Annotated in this window: 16 protein-coding genes; 4 read left to right on the forward strand and 12 right to left on the reverse strand. The window is 72.2% G+C overall.

Features of this window, described 5'->3' with window-relative positions:
- Positions 1-6: 6 nt before the first annotated feature.
- A complete protein-coding gene (gene pth, locus NLX94_RS28010) occupies positions 7-597 on the forward strand; it encodes an aminoacyl-tRNA hydrolase (RefSeq protein WP_250737445.1) in 591 nt (196 codons plus the stop codon).
- Positions 598-664: 67 nt separating this feature from the next.
- Here the strand turns inward: pth and ppc are convergent, their stop codons facing one another.
- Positions 665-3,430, reverse strand: a complete 2,766-nt coding sequence (gene ppc / locus NLX94_RS28015) for a phosphoenolpyruvate carboxylase (RefSeq protein WP_374684035.1) — start codon at positions 3,428-3,430, stop codon at positions 665-667.
- 363 nt (positions 3,431-3,793) lie between these two features.
- Between ppc and NLX94_RS28020 the strand changes: the two genes are divergently transcribed.
- Positions 3,794-4,774 (forward strand): fatty acid desaturase, encoded by a 981-nt coding sequence (locus NLX94_RS28020; RefSeq protein ID WP_254385879.1) that lies wholly within the window; start codon positions 3,794-3,796, stop codon positions 4,772-4,774.
- Positions 4,774-5,445: a TetR/AcrR family transcriptional regulator gene (locus tag NLX94_RS28025; protein WP_254386077.1), complete on the forward strand. Its 672-nt coding sequence runs from the start codon at positions 4,774-4,776 to the stop codon at positions 5,443-5,445. Before NLX94_RS28020 ends, NLX94_RS28025 begins: the two co-directional genes overlap by 1 nt.
- A gap of 80 nt (positions 5,446-5,525) precedes the next feature.
- Here NLX94_RS28025 and NLX94_RS28030 read toward each other — a convergent pair whose 3' ends face one another.
- Both NLX94_RS28030 and NLX94_RS28035 read right to left on the reverse strand, forming a co-directional pair.
- Positions 5,526-5,900 carry a VOC family protein gene (locus NLX94_RS28030; protein ID WP_254385880.1) on the reverse strand — a complete coding sequence of 125 codons (375 nt, stop codon included), beginning with the start codon at positions 5,898-5,900 and terminating at the stop codon, positions 5,526-5,528.
- Positions 5,901-5,902: 2 nt separating this feature from the next.
- Positions 5,903-6,757: a trans-aconitate 2-methyltransferase gene (locus NLX94_RS28035; protein WP_254385881.1), complete on the reverse strand. Its 855-nt coding sequence runs from the start codon at positions 6,755-6,757 to the stop codon at positions 5,903-5,905.
- Positions 6,758-6,918: 161 nt separating this feature from the next.
- Here NLX94_RS28035 and NLX94_RS28040 point away from each other — a divergent pair, with 161 nt between their 5' ends.
- Complete coding sequence (locus NLX94_RS28040) at positions 6,919-7,416, forward strand: MarR family winged helix-turn-helix transcriptional regulator (RefSeq protein ID WP_254385882.1); 498 nt, start codon at positions 6,919-6,921, stop codon at positions 7,414-7,416.
- On the opposite strand, the gene NLX94_RS28045 is transcribed toward NLX94_RS28040, so the two are convergent.
- The 9 genes from NLX94_RS28045 to rsmA form a co-directional block, all read right to left on the reverse strand.
- A complete protein-coding gene (locus NLX94_RS28045; RefSeq protein ID WP_254385883.1) occupies positions 7,375-8,160 on the reverse strand; it encodes a response regulator transcription factor in 786 nt (261 codons plus the stop codon). The two genes, NLX94_RS28040 and NLX94_RS28045, sit on opposite strands and share 42 nt — an antisense overlap.
- A gap of 487 nt (positions 8,161-8,647) precedes the next feature.
- A complete protein-coding gene (galE, locus tag NLX94_RS28050) occupies positions 8,648-9,622 on the reverse strand; it encodes a UDP-glucose 4-epimerase GalE (protein WP_254385884.1) in 975 nt (324 codons plus the stop codon).
- Positions 9,623-9,721: 99 nt separating this feature from the next.
- Positions 9,722-10,411, reverse strand: coding sequence for a LuxR C-terminal-related transcriptional regulator (locus tag NLX94_RS28055; protein WP_254386078.1), 690 nt, complete (start codon positions 10,409-10,411; stop codon positions 9,722-9,724).
- A 166-nt stretch (positions 10,412-10,577) separates the two neighbouring features.
- Positions 10,578-12,383, reverse strand: a complete 1,806-nt coding sequence (locus NLX94_RS28060) for a PQQ-binding-like beta-propeller repeat protein (protein ID WP_254385885.1) — start codon at positions 12,381-12,383, stop codon at positions 10,578-10,580.
- Positions 12,384-12,453: 70 nt separating this feature from the next.
- Entirely contained in the window at positions 12,454-14,127 is a 1,674-nt protein-coding gene (locus NLX94_RS28065) for a PQQ-binding-like beta-propeller repeat protein (protein ID WP_254385886.1), read from the reverse strand.
- A gap of 163 nt (positions 14,128-14,290) precedes the next feature.
- Positions 14,291-16,090, reverse strand: coding sequence for an ABC-F family ATP-binding cassette domain-containing protein (locus NLX94_RS28070; protein WP_254385887.1), 1,800 nt, complete (start codon positions 16,088-16,090; stop codon positions 14,291-14,293).
- Positions 16,091-16,118: 28 nt separating this feature from the next.
- Positions 16,119-17,504, reverse strand: coding sequence for an acyltransferase (locus tag NLX94_RS28075; RefSeq protein WP_254385888.1), 1,386 nt, complete (start codon positions 17,502-17,504; stop codon positions 16,119-16,121).
- 105 nt (positions 17,505-17,609) lie between these two features.
- A complete protein-coding gene (locus tag NLX94_RS28080; RefSeq protein WP_254385889.1) occupies positions 17,610-18,512 on the reverse strand; it encodes a 4-(cytidine 5'-diphospho)-2-C-methyl-D-erythritol kinase in 903 nt (300 codons plus the stop codon).
- On the reverse strand, positions 18,509-19,348 hold the full coding sequence (rsmA, locus tag NLX94_RS28085; RefSeq protein WP_254386079.1) for a 16S rRNA (adenine(1518)-N(6)/adenine(1519)-N(6))-dimethyltransferase RsmA: 840 nt from the start codon (positions 19,346-19,348) through the stop codon (positions 18,509-18,511). Before rsmA ends, NLX94_RS28080 begins: the two co-directional genes overlap by 4 nt.
- Positions 19,349-19,433 lie beyond the last annotated feature (85 nt).

Consider the following 19,433-nt stretch of genomic DNA (forward strand, 5'->3'; position numbering starts at 1 on the left):
CTTTTGATGTCGGACGACGCGGCGCCCTGGCTGATCGTGGGCCTCGGGAACCCGGGTGCGGAGTACGCGGGCAACCGCCACAACATCGGTTTCATGGTGGCCGACCTGCTGGCGGAGCGGATGCGCGGCAAGTTCAAGGCGCACAAGGCCCGCGCCCAGGTGGTCGAAGGCCGCATGGGCCCGCCGGGACCCCTGAACCGGCGCGTGGTGCTGGCCAAGCCCATGTCGTTCATGAACCTGTCCGGCGGCCCGGTGACGGCGCTGCGGGACTTCTACAAGGTGCCGCTGGACCGGATCGTCGCAGTCCACGACGAGCTGGACATCGACTACCCGACGCTGCGGCTGAAGCTGGGCGGCGGGGACAACGGCCACAACGGGCTGAAGTCGATGACCAAGGCGATGGGCCCGGACTACCACCGGGTGCGCTGCGGCATCGGCCGGCCGCCGGGCCGGATGCAGGTCGCCGACTTCGTGCTGAAGGACTTCTCCTCGACGGAGCGCAAGGAGCTGGACTGGTTCGTCGACCGTTCGGCGGATGCGGTGGAGTGCCTGATCCAGGAGGGTCTGGAGCGGGCGCAGTCCACGTATAACAGCTGAGACTGATACGGCAGCGGGCCCGCACACCTTCGAGGTGTGCGGGCCCGCTGCTGTGTGGTGCGGGGTCTCAGCCGGTGTTGCGCAGGCCGGCAGCGACGCCGTTGACGGTGAGGAGCAGGGCCCGGGACAGGATCGGGTCCGCCTCCTCGCCGCGCTCGGCGGCCGCGCGCTGGCGGGCCAGCAGGGAGACCTGGAGGTAGGAGATCGGGTCGAGGTAGGCGTCGCGGACCGCGAAGGTCTGCTGGAGGACCGGGTTGGAGTCGAGGAGCTTCTCGCCGCCGGTGATCCGCAGGACCTCGCGGACGGTGAGCTCGTGCTCGGCCTCGATGCGGGCGAAGACGTGCTTGAGCTCGTCGGGGACGAGGGTGTCGACGTAGTGGCGGGCGATCCGCAGGTCCGTCTTGGCCAGGGTCATCTCGACGTTGGACAGGAAGTTGCGGAAGAAGTGCCAGCGCTCGCCCATTTCGGCCAGCGCATCGCCCTGGCCGGCCTCGCGCAGGGCCTTGAGGCCCGAGCCGACGCCGTACCAGCCGGGGACGATCTGGCGGGACTGGGTCCAGCCGAACACCCACGGGATGGCGCGCAGGCCGTCGAGGCCGGCGCCGGAGTCGGGGCGGCGGGAGGGGCGCGAGCCGAGGTGGAGGTCGGCGAGCTGGTCGACGGGGGTGGCGGCGAAGAAGTACGCCGGCAGGTCCGGGTCCTCGACGAGTTCGCGGTACGCGCCGTGCGCGGCGTCGGAGACGGTGTCCATGGCCGCGTCCCAGCGGGCCAGGTCCTCGTCGGACTGGCGCGGGGCGGTGTGCAGGGCGGAGGCCTGGAGGGTGGCCGCGACGGTCAGTTCCAGGTTCTCGCGGGCCAGGGACGGTACGAGGTACTTGTCGGAGATGACCTCGCCTTGCTCGGTGACCTTGATCTCGCCTTCCAGGGTGCCCCAGGGCTGCGCGAGGATCGCGTCGTGCGAGGGGCCGCCGCCGCGGCCGACGGTGCCGCCGCGGCCGTGGAAGAGGCGCAGGCGGACGCCGTAGCGGTGGGCCACGTCGCGCAGTCGGCGCTGGGCGCGGTGGATCTCCCACTGGCTGGTGGTGATGCCGCCGAACTTGGAGGAGTCGGAGTAGCCGAGCATGACCTCCTGGACGTCGCCGCGCAGGGAGACCAGGCGCCGGTAGGAGGGGTCGGCGAGCATCTCGTCGAGGATGACGTCGGCGGCCTTGAGCTCGTCGGTGGTCTCCAGGAGCGGGACGATGCCGATCTTGGCCCAGCCGCCGTGCAGGTCGAGGAGACCGGCTTCGCGGGCGAGGACGGCGGCGGCGAAGACGTCGTCGGCGCCCTGGCACATCGAGATGATGTAGGACTCGATGACCTCGGGGCCGAACTTCTCGAAGGCGTCCTTGATGGCGCCGAACACGCCGAGGGTCTTCTGGCCGGCCGCGTCGAGCGGGGCCGGGGTGGGCGCGAGCGGGCGGCGCGAGCGCAGTTCCTTGGCCAGGAGCCGGCCGCGGTAGTCGCGGGGCATGTCGGCGTAGCGCCAGGACTCCTCGCCGAGGCGGTCGAAGAGCTGGCCGAGCGCGTGGTGGTGGGCGTCGGCGTGCTCGCGTACGTCCATGGTGGCGAGCTGGAGGCCGAAGGCGGCCAGGGTGCGGATGGTGCGGTCCATGCGGCCGTCGGCGAAGAGGGCGCCGCGGTGCTCGCGCAGGGAGGTCTGGATGAGGGTGAGGTCGGTGAGCAGCTCGGCGGTGCCGAGGTAGTCGCGGCCTTCCTCGTGCGGGATGCCCTTGGCGAGGCGTTCGCGGGTGTTGAGGAGCTTCTGCCGGATGCAGGTGGCCTTGAGACGGTACGGCTCTTCGGCGTTGAGCCGCTTGTAGCGCGGGCTGATCTCCGGGAGGCGTTCCAGGTCGGCCTGGAGGGAGCTGAGGAGCTCCTCGGTGGCGCCGGTGTAGCGGATGGAGTTCGACAGGAGTCCGCGCAGGAAGTCGATGAGTTCCAGGGCGTCGGTGATGCCGTGCTCGTGCTGGAGGATCAGGACGTCGCGGGTGACGTCGGGGGTGACGTTGGGGTTGCCGTCGCGGTCGCCGCCGATCCAGGTGCCGAAGGTGAGGGGGCGGGTGCCGGCGGGGATCTCGATGCCGACGCGCTGGAGCTCCGCGGCGAGGTCCTCGAGGACGTCGCCGACGGCGCCGGCGTGCAGTTCGTCGAGGTAGTAGATGGCGTTGCGGGCCTCGTCGGCGGGCTCGGGGCGGACGACGCGCAGTTCGTCGGTCTGCCAGACGAGGTCGATGTTCTCGGCGAGGCGCAGGTCGTGGCGGCGGCGTTCGCCGGCGCCGGAGACGGGCTCTTCGAGGAGGGCCGCGATGCGGCGCAGCTTGTTGAGGACGCTGCGGCGGGCGGCTTCGGTGGGGTGCGCGGTGAAGACGGGGCGGACGTTGAGGTTCTTGACCGTCTCGCGCAGGTGCTCGGGGTCCGCGTCCTTGAGCATGTCGGCGGTGCGGGCGAGGAGGCCGCCTTCGGCGGCGCGGTGGGCGCGCAGTTCCTTGCCGCGGTGCACCTGTTCGGTGACGTTGGCGAGGTGGAAGTAGGTGGAGAAGGCGCGCACCAGCTTGGCGGCGGTCTCCAGGTCGGTGTCGCCGAGCAGCTCGGCGGCGGCTTCGCCGTCCGTGCGGGTGAGGGCGCGCACCTTTTCGACGAGGTCGAGGAGTTCCTGGCCCTCCTGGCGTACGAGGGTCTCGCCGAGGAGGTCGCCGAGGCGGCGGATGTCCGCGCGCAGCTCGGCGTTGGCCGCGCCGGCGGGGGTGGTTGCCGGGGCGGTGGTCGAGTGGGCCTGGTCGGCACTGCTCACAGGTGCGGCTCCTTGCAGTGTTTCGAGCGCTACTGGGAGGTGGGCCCCGGGTGCGCGCGGTGGTGCCGGTCCGGACGTGGGTCCGGCGGTGCCACCGCTCCTGATGCGCAGCTCGGGCTGCCCGTGCGGACCGCGCTGTCCGACGACACCAGGATAGGTGGCCCGTACCGGTGACCAGGCCCCTGTGTCACCAGGCGGGACGGAGGTCCTGCGGCCCGGGCCGCCCGGCCCGGCTGCGGGCGCGCTCCTCTTGCCCCGTGGGGGACCTTTGCCATACTTACGTTGCCGTAGGTTACGCGTCCGTAGGGATGGGTGGCCGGGCGGCGCGCCTGCCGACTCCCTCACCCCCCAGGGGACACACCTATGACCATCAGTCCCGACGTGATCGAGGACGCCCCGGCGCCTTCCGCCGCGTCCGCGCCGTCCGCGACCCTCGGCGGTGAGAACAAGCGGTCCGTCGAGCAGATCGCGCTGCTGCTGTTCATCACCGTCCCCTTCCTCGCACTGCTGGTGGCCGTTCCGCTCGCCTGGGGCTGGGGGGTGAGCTGGCTGGACGTGGGCCTGATGGTCTTCATGTACTTCCTGACCTGCCACGGCATCACCATCGGCTTCCACCGTTACTTCACGCACGGTTCCTTCAAGGCGAAGCGGCCGCTGCGGATCGCGCTGGCGATCATGGGTTCGATGGCGGTCGAGGGGCCCCTGGTGCGCTGGGTGGCCGATCACCGCAAGCACCACAAGTACTCGGACCACGAGGGCGACCCGCATTCGCCGTGGCGTTTCGGCGAGACGGTGCCGGCGCTGATGAAGGGCCTGTGGTGGGCGCACATCGGGTGGCTCTTCGACGAGGAGCAGACCGACCAGCAGAAGTACGCCCCGGACCTGATCAAGGACCCGGCGATCCGCCGCATCTCGCGGGACTTCATCTTCTGGACGATGTTCTCGCTGGCGCTGCCGCCGCTGGTGGGCGGTCTGGTGACGATGTCGTGGTGGGGGGCGTTCACGGCGTTCTTCTGGGGGTCGCTGGTCCGGGTCGCGCTGCTGCACCACGTGACGTGGTCGATCAACTCGATCTGCCACGCGGTGGGCAAGCGTCCCTTCAAGTCGCGTGACCGCTCGGGCAACGTGTGGTGGCTGGCGGTGCTGTCCTGCGGGGAGTCCTGGCACAACCTGCACCACGCCGACCCGACCTCGGCCCGGCACGGTGTGCTGCGCGGCCAGGTCGATTCCAGTGCGCGGCTGATCCGCTGGTTCGAACAGCTGGGGTGGGCGTCGGACGTCCGCTGGCCGTCGGAGGCCCGCATCGACGCCCGACGCAAGGAAGAAGCGTCGAACGCGGCATGATGGGGGGCGTGGGAAACGACGGCAGCAGTTCCAGCAGCGAGAAGCCCAGGCGCAGCCGCCGGGTCCGGATGACGGGCGCCGAGCGGCGTCAGCAACTGCTGGACATCGGTCGCACCCTGTTCGCCGAGAAGGGGTTCGAGGGCACGTCGGTGGAGGAGATCGCGGCGAAGGCCGGGGTGTCCAAGCCGGTGGTCTACGAGCACTTCGGCGGCAAGGAGGGCCTCTACGCGGTCGTCGTGGACCGTGAGATGCGCCAGCTGCTGGACGGGGTGACGGGCGCGCTGACGGCGGGGCATCCGCGGGAGCTGCTGGAGCAGGCGGCGTTCGCGCTGCTGGACTACATCGAGAGCTACACGGACGGTTTCCGGATCCTGGTCCGCGACTCCCCCGTGGCGCAGTCGACGGGCACCTTCGCCTCGCTGATCAGCGATATCGCCACGCAGGTCGAGGACATCCTGGGTCTGGAGTTCAAGGCGCGCGGGTTCGACCCGAAGCTGGCCCCGCTGTACGCGCAGGCGCTGGTCGGGATGGTCGCGCTGACGGGGCAGTGGTGGCTGGAGACGCGCCAGCCGAAGAAGGCCGAGGTGGCGGCGCACCTGGTGAACCTGTCCTGGCACGGGCTGGAGAACCTGGAGGCGAAGCCGCGGCTGGTGGGTCACCGCAAGAAGTGAGCCCCGTACCGCGTGGGGACGTACATACGACGGCGCCCCGTCACCGGAGTTCCGGTGGCGGGGCGCCGTCGCGTGGTGCGTCAGTCGTTTTCCGGGCTGTGCTTCTCCAAGAACTCGATCCGGTTGCCGACCGGGTCCTCGGAGTAGAAGCGCCGGTGCCCCGGCAGGTTGTCGTCCCAGACGACCGTGGCGCCGCGCGTCTGCAGTCTGTGCGCGTAGGCCTCGATGCCCTCGACCCTGAGTCCCGGGTGGGCCTTGCGCGCGGGGTGGAAGTCCTCCTCCACGCCGAGGTGGAGCTGGACGGGCCCGGCGGCGAACCAGCAGCCGCCGCGTGCCGCGAGCACCGGCGGTTTGGGGATCTCGGTCATGCCGAGGACCTCGGTGTAGTAGGCGCGCAGCCGGTCTTCCGAGCCGGGTGGGGCGGCGAGCTGGACGTGGTCGACTCCGGCGAGCATGGTCAGGCCTCCTTGCGGGCGACGGCGAAGATCCGGCGGAACGGGAAGACGGTGCCGCGGGGGCCGGTGGGGTAGGCGGCGCGGAGCAGGGTGCGGTACTCGGCGAGGAAGGCGAGGGCGGCCTCCTCGTCGTCGGCGAGGGCGGTGAGGACGGGCCGCAGTGCGGTGCCCTTGACCCAGTCCAGTACCGGGTCGGGGCCTTCGAGCAGCTGGTGGTACGTGGTCTCCCAGACGTCGGCGGCGCAGCCGAGTTCGGTGAACCGCTCCAGGTATCCGGCGGGTTCGAGGATGTGGATGTAGCGGGCTCCGTGTCCGGCGAGCCGGGTCCGCCAGCGCGGGGTGTCGCAGAGGTCGGCGAGGATCCGGTGGCTGGGGGCGGTGAAGTTGCCGGGGATCTGGAAGGCGAAGGTGCCGCCGCGGCGCAGTCCGTTGATCCAGGGGGCGAAGGATCCGGCGTGGCCGGGGACCCACTGGAAGGCGGCGTTGGAGACGATCAGGTCGTAGGGCTCTTCGGGGAGCCAGTCGGCGAGGTCGGCGTGGCGGAAGTCGAGCCGTCCGCCGCCGCCGGTGGGGCCGGCGTACTCGGCGTCGGCGCGGTGGAGCATCTCCGGGGAGAGGTCGTAGCCGGTGATGCGGGCGGCGGGCCAGCGGTCCGCGATGAGCGCGGTGACGTTGCCGGGGCCGCAGCCGAGGTCGGCGATGCGGGCGGTGCGGGAGGGGAGCTCGGGTATGCGGGCCAGGAGGTCGAGGAAGGGCCTGGCCCGGTGGCCGGCGTGCCGGAGGTACTGCTGGGGGTCCCAGGTGGGGGCGGTCGGCGTGGCGGTGGGGGCGGTGGGCGCGTCGGTATCGGAATGCATGTTCGAGCCTCCCTGCTGGCGGTGCGGTTGGAATCGGAAGCTTCTCCGGCCCCCTCCATGCCCCATGGTGGCGGAAAATATATCTCGACGTCAAGATATTTGGGATCGAGATGCTCGATTTAAAGAGACTTCACATCGACAGACCCTTTACACTGATCGGCATGGAGGACGAGGTCGACCGACTGGTCGCGGCATGGCGGCGGGAGCGCCCTGACCTCGACGTGGAACCACTTGAGGTACTCAGCCGCGTCAGCAGGCTCGCGCGGCACCTCGACCGCGCCCGCCGGCTGGCCTTTTCCGAGCACGGCCTGGAGCCCTGGGAGTTCGACGTCCTGACCTCGCTGCGGCGGGCCGGCGCGCCCTACCAGCTCTCCCCCGGCCAGCTGCTGACGCAGACCCTGGTGACCTCCGGGACCATGACCAACCGCATCGACCGGCTCGCCAAGAAGGGCCTCGTCGAACGGCTTCCGGACCCCAACGACCGCCGCGGGGTCCTGGTGCGCCTCAGCCCCGAGGGCCGCGACCGCGCCGACCAGGCGCTCGCCGGGCTGCTGGCCCAGGAACGGGCGATCCTGGCCCAGCTCTCACGGACGCAGCGCGCCGATCTCGCCGGCCTGCTACGCCAGTTGACCGCTCCGTTCGACAACATCCCCGGCTAGCCCCTGCCCCGGCAGTCCGGGCAGGTCGGCCGGCCGTACGCCGGCCCGCCGGGCCAGGGCGACCGCCGCGAGCGTGGAGTGCACGCCCAGCTTGCCCAGCACGTTCTGCATGTGGGTGCGGACGGTGTGCGGGGAGAGGAACAGCCGCGCGGCCACGTCCTTGCGGCCCAGCCCCGCCACCATGCAGCGCAGCACCTCGTGTTCCCTCGGCGTGAGGGACTCCACCAGCCGTTCGCTGTCGGTACGGTGCTTGCGCGCCGCGGTCAGTTCGCGGAGCACCCCGGTGAGCAGTGCGGGCGGGAGGTGTGTCTCCTCGCGCAGGACTCCGCGGATGACGGCCAGGAGCCGCGAGAGCGAGCAGTCCTTGGCCACCCAGCCCGAGGCTCCCGCCTGGAGGGCGAGGGCGGCCCGGCGCGCGTCGTCGCGCTCGGCGAGCACGACCGTGCGGACGGCCGGATGGGACACCCGTACGCCCGCCACCAGCGCGATCCCGTCGGCCGCGGGCGGGGCGGAGCCGGACTCCCGCTGGGCGGGGACGCCCGCGGGGACGGCGGCCAGGTCGGAGTCGACCAGCAGGACGTCGAAGCGGCGGCCCTCGGCCACCGCGCGTTCGAGGCAGCGCAGCGCGGCGGGGCCGCTGCCGGCCGCGGACACGTCCACGTCCGGTTCGGCCGCGAGCGCGGCGGCGAGAGATTCGGCGAAGATGCGGTGATCGTCGACCACGAGTACCCGGATACGGACCACAAAACCCCCAAGGGTCGGGGAACGGACGACGGCGGGTACGACGCCCGGACCGGGTGATCCGCAGGCGCCGCGGCCGCCGCCGTGACATCTCTGCACTACCCCGGACCGGACGTCGTACCCGACTTGTCTCGACCCCTGAATCAACACCGGCCCCCACCGGTGTCACGCATCAGCGTAGGGCCGGGGTCGGCTCGCGGTTGGCCGAATTGCAGAAGTTTTTCGAGCGATTTTCCGGCGGGGCGGTTCCGGAGGCGCTCCGGGGTGGCTTGAAATCGACGGCCCGCTTCCCCGGGGAACGCTCTTCCTTCCGGTGGCGTGCCGCGGGCAGTTGCACGGGGGGTATTTCACTCGGCGTGCGCACGCCGGGCGCCCGCGCGCAGCGCCCGGCCAGGGCGCGCCCCGAACGCACGCACGCCCCCGCCCCGGTCGGGGCGGGGGCGTGAGCCTGACACGAAGGGGTCAGGGGGTGCCGCGGGTGCCGGTGGGCTCAGCCGCGCCGGGCGCGGGTGAAGTTCCAGGCGTCCGTCACGATGCCCGTGAGGTCCGAGCGGGTCGGGGTCCAGCCGAGGCGCTCGTGGGCCGTCTGCGCGGAGGCGACGAGGAAGGCCGGGTCGCCGGCCCGGCGGGGTGCCACCACTTCCGGGATCTCCTTTCCGGTGACCTTCCGGACCGTCTCGATGACCTCGCGGACCGAGAACCCGCTGCCGTTGCCGAGGTTGCACACCAGGTGCTCCCCCGCGGCGGCGACCCGCAGCGCGGACAGGTGCGCCTCGGCCAGGTCGGCGACGTGGATGTAGTCCCGGACGCAGGTGCCGTCCGGGGTCGGGTAGTCCTCGCCGAACACCGAGATCGACTCCCGCTCCCCGAGGGCCACTTGCAGCACCAGCGGGATCAGGTGGGTCTCGGGGTCGTGCAGTTCGCCGAACCGGCCGTAGGCCCCGGCCACGTTGAAGTAGCGCAGCGAGACCGCCGCGAGGCCGTGGGCCGCGCACTCCCCCGCGATCATGTGGTCGACGGCCAGCTTGGTCGCCCCGTACGGGTTGGTGGGGGCGGTCGGCGAGGACTCGGTCAGCGGTCCGCCCGCGGGCTCCCCGTAGGTGGCCGCGGTGGAGGAGAACACCAGCCGGCGCACGCCCGCCCCGCGCATCGCGGCCAGCAGGGCCAGGGTGCCGCCGACGTTGTTCTCCCAGTACTTGCCGGGGTTCACGACCGACTCGCCGACCTGCGAGGAGGCGGCGAAGTGCAGGACCCCGTCGTAGGAGGGGTCCAGGTACTCGGCGGCGTCCTGGATGCGGCCCTCGATGAACGCGGCGCCGGCCGGCACCCCCGAACGGAAGCCGGTGGAGAGGTCGTCGAGGACGGTGACCTCGTGGCCCGCCTCCAGGAGGTGGGCCGCCACCACCCCGCCGACGTATCCGGCTCCGCCGGTGACCAGGTATTTGGAAGACGCGGTCTCGCTCACGTGCCTACTGCCTCTCGCCGGGGAACGCACGCACCGTACGCGTGCTCCCCACCGGCTTACCGGAATCCGCGCCGTCGGGGAAATCCCGGGCGGTACGGATCAGGGGTTCGGGCCCCCGGACGGCGGCAGTCCGGCCCGGTCCAGCAGGCCGGTACGGGCGGCCAGCGCGGCCGCCTCCAGCCGTGAGCCCACGCCCAGCTTCATCAGGACCCGCTGGACGTGCGTGCGCGCGGTGCTCGGCGCGATGGCCATGCCGGCGGCGATGAGCCGGGTGTCCTCGCCCTCCGCGACCCGGACCAGCACCTCCACCTCGCGCGGGGTGAGGAGCCGCAGCAGCCGGCTGCCCTCGTCGTCGGGCTGGGCGGCGGGGTTGAGCAGCTCCGCGAAGGCGCCCTGCAACAGCTGCGGCGCGATGGCCACTTCCCCCGCCCGGGCCTTGGCCAGGGCCCGCTCCACGCCCTCGATCCGCTCGTCGTGGCGCACGTACCCCGAGGCGCCGGCCGCGAAGGCGGCCGCGATCCCGCGCGGGCTCGGCACCGGCCCCAGCACGACCACGGCGATCTGCGGACGCTCCCGCTTGATGCGGACGATCGGCTCGAAGACCCCGGGCTCGGCGGGCGTGGCCGTGCCCAGCAGGCAGACCTCCGGAGCGCGGCTGATCACGAGCTCGGCGGCGCCCGCGGCAGGGGCCGCGGCCGCCAGCACCCGGTGGCCGCGCAGCTTCAGGGCCGAGGCGAGCGCCTCGGCAAGCAGCCGGTGCTCGTCGACCACCATGACCCGTACGCCCATTGAGACACCCACCCCCGCCCTTCTGCCCCGGCAAGCTACACGCTTGTTCGACGGCGCGGTGGGGTTACCGCACAGAAGCCCCCGGAAGGACGGACCTTCCGGGGGCTTCGGGGCCTTGCGGGGCTTTCGGGGCTTTCCCCGGGGGCTGCGCGGGTGTCGCCGCCGGTCAGCCCGTCGTGAAGGAGACGAAGGTGTAGTACGGGTCGGTGTTCACGGAGGACTTGCTGTGCACGGCGTTGCGGGCGATGAAGAGCCTCCCGTTGCCGTAGCGGTACTCGGCGGCGTTCGGCACGTACTGGGTCTCGGCCCGCTGCGACTCCTTGGTCGCGGGGTTCTGCATGAGCACGGTCTGCTTCATCGTCTTGCCGTCGATGGAGACGACCTGGCCGCCGCCGTCGTAGGGCGGGACCTTGTAGGCGATGAGGTTGGAGCCGTCCATGCGCATCGGGAACACCGTGGTGCGCTCGCCGGCGTCGGCGCGGTCGGCGGTCAGCTTGCCGGTCTCCAGGTCGAAGGAGACGATCTCGTTGGTGCGGCCGGACTCGCTCGTGCCCTTGTGCTCCACGGTCGGCAGGTAGAGCTTGCCGTTGCCGACGACCATGTGGGTGCAGTCCTCGACCTCGGTGGCCCCGCACTCGGGGTTGTAGTTGCCCGAGGTGAGCGGGATGCGCGTCTTGAGCTGGCCCCCGTCGTCGAGGACGAAGAGGTCGCTGACGCCGGTGGCGTTCTTGGAGGTGTTGTTGACGTCCACCGCGACGACCAGCGGCTTGCTGGAGACGATCTGGGCGAACTCCAGGCCCGCGGGGAGCTTGTACGAGGACTTCTGCGCGCCGGTGACCGGGTCGAGGCTCTGGGCGGACAGCGAGTAGTTCGGGGACGCACCGCAGCGGCGGATCACGGCGAGGGCCGGGCCGCCGGCGTAGCCGAGGTCCTCGCAGCGGTCCGCGTCGGTCTTGGCGGACCACAGGACCTTGCCGTCGGCGAGGTTCCAGGCGGCGCCGCCGCTCAGGCTGCCCGCCGCGACGGTCTGGCCGCTGACGGTGACCTCGGAGAGCTGGATGGGCTTGTCGCCGCCGGTCTGGGACTTGGCGTTGGCCTTCCACAGGAGCTTGCCGGCCTCCAGGTCGATGACGCCGACCTGGTTGCACGGCTGGTACTTCTTCTCGGGCGTCGGCAGGGCCTCGTCGAAGAGGATCGCGGTCTTGTTGTCCGAGACCCAGCGGCTGGCCCCGCAGACGTTGGCGCCGAGCGGGACCTCCCACTTCTTGGAGCCGTCGGTGAGGTTGTAGCCGACGACCTTGCCCATGTCGGACTTGGCGTAGGTGGTGTCGGTGAGCCAGGAGCCGGGGATCTGGACGATCTCGGCCGACTCCGGCATCGGGAGGTTGACCAGGGTCTTCGACTTGGTCTTGGCCGGCACCTTCTCGGTGCCGCCGCCGCCCGGGGCCTTGTCGCCGCCGGTGCCGGGGCTCGCGCTGCCCTCGGCCACCGGCTGCTCGGCGGAGCCCTCGTCCTCGCCGGAGACGTACCAGAGGCCGCCGCCGACGATGAGGACGATGGCCAGCAGGGCCGCGCCGACGATCATGAGCTGGGTGCGGACCTCGTTGCCGCCGCCACCGCCGCCGGCGGGGACCGCCGGGCTCTGGGCCGCGTACATGGGCGTGGTGACGGGCTGCGGCTGCTGCGGGTAGCCGTAGGGCTGTTGCTGCGGCTGCTGCGGCGGGTAACCGTACGCGGGCTGCCCCGAAGGCGGCCCGGCCGGCGGTGCCGCCGGCGGTGCGGACGGGACCGTCGGCGGCTGGGACGGGGGCGGCGGCGGAGGGCCGGCCGGCATGGCCGGGGGCACCGCCGGGGGTCCGCCGAAGCCGCCGGGCGGCTGGTCCTCGGGCTTGCCGAAACCGACCGGCGGCGGGTCCTGCGGCGCGCCGAACCCGCCGGACGGCGGCTGGCTGGGGGGCGGCGGGGTACTCATCGGTGCTACTGCCTCTCGGTGGACTGCACTGCGGACGGCTCGGCGGACGGCTCGTCCGCGGGGCGGGCTCTCACTTGCCGAAGACCATCAGGAACTTCTCGCTCTTGTTCTTCGCGTCCAGACGGGAGGCGGAGACGAACAGCCTGCCGTCCACGTAGTCCACGTACGGGGAGAAGAAGGAGCTCTCCACCGGGGCGGCGGGGCCCGACGGGTTGCGCAGGACCGCGGTGGGCGTGCCCCCGGCGGCCGGGATGGTGAGGACCTCGCCGCCCTTCTCGCTCTCCGCCTCGCGGTAGACGACGATCTGGCCGCCCGCCGCCTTCAGCGGGGTGAGGGTGCGTCCCTCGCCGGCCGGGGTGCGCCACTTCTCCTTGCCGGTGCCGAGGTCGAAGGCGACGATCTCGTTCGCCTTGCCGATGTCGGCCTTGGTCGGCAGGTAGAGGGTGTTCGCGTCCACGTAGGAGGAACCGCAGCTCTGGAGCGAGCGGTTGAAGACCCCGCCGCAGCCGACCGGGAAGCTGCCTTCGCCGGAGACGGTGGCGCGCTGCTTGCCGTCGGGGCCGAGGACCACGATGGAGCGCTCCTTGGCCTCGTTGGCGAGGTCGAGGACGATCGGGTCCAGCGAGTAGACGTTCTTGACCTGGAAGCCCTTGGGGAGCTTGTAGATCCAGGTGCTCTTGCCGGTGACCGGGTCGGCGTCCATGACCTGGACGGTCTTGTCGGTGTCCTGGCAGGTCGCGACGGCGAGCGCCTTGCCGTTCATGGCGACGAAGTCATTGGGCTGGCAGCCCTCTTCCCGCTTGCTGTCGAAGAGCTTGTCCCCGGTGCTGACCTTGAAGGCGCTGGTGGTGCCCATCCGGTTGATGACGAGGGTGTCGCCGGTGAGGGCGAGGTCAGGGCTGCTGAAGATGTCGAAGAGCCCTTCCTTCGGAATCTCCTTCGACCATCCCTCCTTGCCGGCCTTGAGGTCGATCATCCGCATCTGGTTGCAGTCGGCGGTGTCGGACTCGCCGTTCTTGTACAGGACGACGGTCTTGCCGTCGGCGGTCATGTCGGTGACCCCGCAGATCATGGCGGGGAGGGTGAAGTTCCACTTCTCCTTGCCGTCCTTGACCCCGTAGCCGGTGACCGACTTCCAGACGGTCTTGGCGACGGTGTCCCCGACGATCCACTGGCCCTTGGAGTCGACGCCCCCACCGGGGCCGTCGATCGTGCTGGACTTCAGCCAGAGGACCTTGCCCTCGCCCTGCTTGCGGCCGGCGTTGAGGTCCTCCTGCTCCTCACCGCCGTTGCCGCTGCCGTCGCCCTTGTCCACGGAGGCGGAGGGCGAGGCCTTGTCGTCGGCGGGCGGCGTGGAGTCCTGCCCGACGGCCTTGTCGCCGCCCTTGTCCTTGCCGTCGGCGAGCAGGAACCAGCCACCGCCGCCCAGGACGAGCACGCCCGCGACGGCGGCCGCGATCAGCACGACGGCCTTCTTCTTCGGCCCGCCGGAGGGGGCCGGCGGCATGCCGGGGGCGCCGGGGGGCATGTGCGGGGGCTGCGGGGGGAAGCCGTAGCCCCCCTGCGGCTGGTGTCCGTACGGGCCCTGCGGCTGCTGGCCGTACGGGCCCTGCGGCTGGGACTGCTGCGCGTAGGGGTTCTCGCCCTGCGGCGGGAAGCCGTAGCCGGGCTGCGGGGGGCCCGGCAGGTGTCCGTAACCGGAAGGGTTCGGCGGCTGGTTCGGCGGCTGGGGCGGCTCGGTCATCAGCGCATACCTTCGGCTTCGGGTGTGGGAGGAAGCCCTTTCTATCACTGACGGCCGGAAGAAGACCGGGCCGGTCCGACCCCTGTACCCAAGGGAGGACCGGCCCGTGATGCCGCCGTTATCGGCCAGTTGGGACCCACGGGCCCCGGAGGCGGGGCAGGCGCTACGCCTCCTCGGCCAGCTCCAGCCAGCGCATCTCCAACTCGTCCCGGTCCGAGATGAGTTCCCGCAGCTCGGCGTCGAGCTTGGCGACCTTGTCGAAGTCGGTGGAGTGCTCGGCGATCTGGGCGTGCAGGCTGCCCTCGCGGTCCGTCATCTTGTTGAGCTGCCGCTCGATCTTCTGCAGCTCCTTCTTGGCGGCGCGCGCGTCGCCGGAGGAGGAGGACTTCCCGGCGGCGGCCGGGGCGGGCGCCGGAGCGGCCGCGTCGATCATCTTCTGGCGGCGCTCCAGGTACTCGTCGAGTCCGCGCGGCAGCATCCGCAGGCTCGGCTCGCCCAGCAGGGCCATGACCGTGTCGGTGGTGCGCTCGATGAAGAACCGGTCGTGCGAGATCACGATCATCGATCCGGGCCAGCCGTCGAGGAGGTCCTCCAGCTGGGTCAGGGTCTCGATGTCGAGGTCGTTGGTGGGCTCGTCGAGGAAGAGGACGTTGGGCTCGTCCATCAGCAGGCGCAGGATCTGCAGCCGGCGCCGCTCACCGCCGGAGAGGTCGCCGACGGGCGTCCACTGCTTCTCCTTGGTGAAGCCGAACTGCTCGCACAGCTGGCCGGCCGTCATCTCGCGGCCCTTGCCGAGGTCGACCCGGTCGCGCACGCGCTGCACGGCCTCCAGGACCCGCAGGGACGGGTCGAGTTCGCCGACCTCCTGGGAGAGGTAGGCCAGCTTGACGGTCTTGCCGACGGTCACGGACCCGGCGGCCGGCTGGACCTCGCCCTGGGTGCGGGCGGCCTCGGCCAGCGCGCGCAGCAGGGAGGTCTTGCCGGCGCCGTTGACGCCGACGAGACCGACGCGGTCGCCGGGGCCCAGGTGCCAGGTGAGGTGCTTGAGCAGGGTCTTGGGGCCGGCCTGGACGGTGACGTTCTCCAGGTCGAACACCGTCTTGCCGAGGCGGGCGTTGGCGAACTTCATCAGCTCGGACTTGTCGCGCGGCGGCGGCACGTCGGCGATCAGCTCGTTGGCGGCCTCGATGCGGTAGCGCGGCTTGGAGGTCCGGGCGGGGGCGCCGCGGCGCAGCCAGGCGAGCTCCTTGCGCATCAGGTTCTGCCGCTTGGACTCCTCGGTCGCGGCGATGCGGTCGCGCTCGGCGCGGGCGAAGACGTAGTCGCTGTAGCCGCCCTCGTACTCGTGGACGTCACCGCGCTGCACGTCCCACATGCGGGTGCAGACCTGGTCGAGGAACCACCGGTCGTGGGTGACGCAGACGAGCGCGGAGCGGCGTTCCTGGAGGTGCTTGGCCAGCCAGGAGATGCCCTCGACGTCGAGGTGGTTGGTGGGCTCGTCGAGTACGAGGAGGTCCTGGTCGGCGATGAGCAGCTTGGCCAGCGCGATGCGTCGGCGCTCGCCGCCGGAGAGCGGGCCGATGACCGTGTCGAGGCCCTGGCCGAAGCCGGGCAGGTCGAGTCCGCCGAAGAGGCCGGTCAGCACGTCGCGGATCTTGGCGTTGCCGGCCCACTCGTGGTCGGCCATGTCCCCGATGATCTCGTGCCGGACGGTGGCCGAGGGGTCGAGCGAGTCGTGCTGGGTGAGCACGCCCATGCGCAGTCCGCCGGACTGGGTGACCCGGCCGGTGTCGGGTTCCTCCAGCTTGGCGAGCATGCGGATGAGGGTGGTCTTGCCGTCGCCGTTGCGGCCTACGACACCGATCCGGTCCCCCTCGGATACGCCGAGGGAGATGCCGTCGAGCAGGGTACGGGTGCCGTACACCTTGCTGACTGCCTCGACATTGACCAGGTTGACGGCCATCAGGAGCGCTCCAGGGAAGGGGTGTGGATCAGCCCCTCAGCCTAACCCTCCGCGAAGTGCCGGACCGTTCCACCAGCAGCCAGCCGCCCAGCGCCATGCCGATCGCGGCGGGCGCGGTGACCGGGAGGGCGATCAGGGTGGCGCTGTGGCCCTCCAGGAGCCCGCCCAGGCCGGTCGCGGACAGGCCCAGGACACCGAGCAGGCAGAGCGTCGTCCCAAGGGCGGCGCGGGGGCCGGATCCGGGGCCGGGGCGGGCTTCGGGCCGGGCGGCGGAGCCTTCGCCGGAGCGGGCGCCGGAGCCGTCGCCGCGCCCGGCGGCGGGTGCTTCGAAGCGCCGGAAGACCGCGACGAGTCCGCAGGTCAGCGCGGCCGCGGCGAGGAACCGGACCGGGACCTGCGCCCACCAGGCCGCCCCGGCGGGCTCGGGCAGGGCGATGCCGAGGCCGAGCTGGCCGGCGTAGACGGCGAGCATCGCGGTGAGGTGCCAGAGGAAGGCCGTCATGGCGACCCCGTTGGCCGCGACCACCCCGCGCCAGACCGCGGGCCGGGCCAGCCACCGGGCGGCAGGGGCCCTGAGCAGTTCCACGGCGCCCACCAGCCAGACCCCGTGCGCGAGCAGGGCCAGGGTGGGCGGGGCCATGTTGGAGACCTTCTCCCCGGGCATCCCGACCATCGAGAGCGGGTACGGCCCGTACGCCACGAGCAGGACGGCCCCGGCGAGCCCCGCGGCGGCGAGGCCGAGGGCGGCCGGGCGGCGGATGCGCCCGTCGGCGCGCAGGAAGCCGAGCTGGTGCACGGCGAGCCAGACGAAGGCGAAGTTCAGGAACTCGGCGTACGGGACACCGCCCGCGAACCGCAGCAGGTCGACGGCGGCTGCGGCGGCTGCCAGCGCCCCGAAGGCGGCCCACCCGCAGCGTTCGTGCAGTCTCAGCAGCGGCGGGGTCAGGGCCACCATCGCGAGGTAGATCCCGATGAACCACAGCGGCTGCGTGACCAGCCGGAACGCCGCCCCCGTCAGCCGGCCGCCGCCCGCGCCGAGGAGCTGCGCGGTGAGTGCGGCGGCGGTCCAGACGGCCACGAACACGAGGGTGGGCCGCAGGAGGCGCCGGAGCCGGGCCCGCAGGAAGGCCGCGTAGACCGGGCCGTCGGCGCGCCGTGCGAGGGAGCAGTACGAGAGGGCGTGCGAGAACCCCCCGACGAAGAAGAACACCGGCATGACCTGCAGGGCCCAGGTGAGCACCTGGAGCGGCGGCACGACGGCGAGCAGGTTCCCGATGGCGCCGTCGGCGGTGACGGCGGCCATCAGCCAGTGCCCGGCGATGACGGTCCCGAGCGAGGCGACCCGGAGCAGGTCGACGTAGCGGTCCCGCGTGGCGGGGGTGGCGGCGGCGATGTCGCTTGCGCTGGCTCCCATGAGCCCTACGCTCCCGCGCGGCCCCGCCGGGCAACAGGGCGCGGATACTCACTCCCCCTAGGTACCCGGGCCCGGCACCCCGGGCAGCTGCGCGGGGCGGTCGTGTCAGAGGACGGTCGCGCCCGGGGTCGGGCCGGAGGCCAGGTGGGTGCTGCGGCAGGTGCCGGAGGCGTTCAGGGCGGCGGCGACCTTGAGTGCCGACTCGGCGTCGCGGGCCAGGAAGGCCGTCGTGGGGCCGGAGCCGGAGACCAGGGCGGCCAGCGCCCCGGCACCGGTGCCCGCCGCGAGGGTGTCCGCGAGGGAGGGGCGCAGGGAGAGGGCCGCGGGCTGGAGCCCGTTGGCCAGGGTGGCGGCCAGCTCGTCCGGGTCTCCCGAGGCCAGCGCCGCAAGGAGGGCCGGGGAGGCCTGCGGGACGGGGACCTCGGTGCCGGCGGTGAGCCGGTCGAACTCGCGGAACACCGCCGGGGTAGAGAGCCCGCCGTCGGCCACCGCGAACACCCAGTGGAAGGTGCCGGCCGGGACCGGCGTCAGGATCTCCCCGCGCCCGGTGCCCAGCGCCGCCCCGCCGACCAGGCTGAACGGCACGTCGCTGCCCAGCTCCGCGCAGAGGGCGAGGAGTTCCTCCTCCGGGGTCTTCAGATCCCACAGGGCGTCGCAGGCGAGCAGGGCGGCCGCCCCGTCGGCGCTGCCGCCGGCCATGCCGCCCGCCACCGGGATCCGCTTCTCGATGTGGAGGTGCACGTCGGGTGCGATGCCTGCCCGCTCCGCCAGGATCTCCGCCGCGCGGGCCGCGAGGTTGGTGCGGTCGAGCGGCACCTTGTCGGCGTCGGGGCCGGCGCAGGTCACGGTGAGCTCGCCGGGGGCCGCGGCGGTCGCGGTGACCTCGTCGTGGAGGGAGACCGCGAGGAAGACGTTGGCCAGGTCGTGGAAGCCGTCCGGCCGGGCCGCGCCCACCGCCAGCTGGACGTTGACCTTCGCGGGGACCCGTACGGTGACCGACCCGCTCACAGCGCGGGCCTCTCGGCGGCGGGCTTGTGCTCGGCGATCGCCGCGAACTCCTCGACGGTGAGGGATTCGCCGCGGGCCTGCGGGGAGACGCCGGCGGCGACCAGTGCCGCTTCCGCGCCCGCGGCAGATCCGGCCCAGCCGGACAGGGCCGCGCGCAGCGTCTTGCGGCGCTGTGCGAAGGCCGCGTCGACGACCGCGAAGACCTCGGCCTTGGAGGCGGTGGTCTTGACCGGTTCGGCCCGGCGGACCAGGGAGACGAGTCCGGAGTCGACGTTCGGAGCGGGCCAGAAGACCTTGCGGCCGATGGCGCCGGCCCGCTTGACGTCCGCGTACCAGTTGGCCTTGACGGAGGGGACCCCGTACACCTTGTTGCCGGGCTCGGCGGCCAGCCGGTCGGCGACCTCGGCCTGCACCATGACGAGGGTCCGCTCGATGCTGGGGAAGCGGTCGAGCATGGTGAGCAGGACGGGCACGGCCACGTTGTAGGGGAGGTTCGCGACGAGCGCGGTCGGCGGCGGTCCGGGGAGCTCCTTGACCAGCATCGCGTCGGAGTGGACCAGCGCGAAGCGGTCCTTGCGCTCGGGCATCCGCGCCTCGATGGTTGCGGGCAGCGCGGCGGCCAGGATGTCGTCGATCTCGACGGCGACGACCCGGTCGGCGGCCTCCAGCAGTGCGAGCGTCAGCGAGCCCAGCCCCGGACCGACCTCGACGACCACGTCGTCCGGCCGGACTTCGGCGGTGCGCACGATGCGGCGCACCGTGTTGGCGTCGATGACAAAGTTCTGGCCCTTCTGCTTCGTCGGCCGTACGCCGAGTACGGCGGCCAGCTCCCGGATGTCGGCCGCGCCGAGGAGGGCGGAGGTCTCCGGTGCGGACGTCTCGGGCGCGGAGGCTTCCGGCGCGGAGGTCTGCGGCTCGGAG

Source organism: Streptomyces sp. TBY4, from assembly GCF_024213195.1.
Lineage (GTDB): Bacteria > Actinomycetota > Actinomycetes > Streptomycetales > Streptomycetaceae > Streptomyces.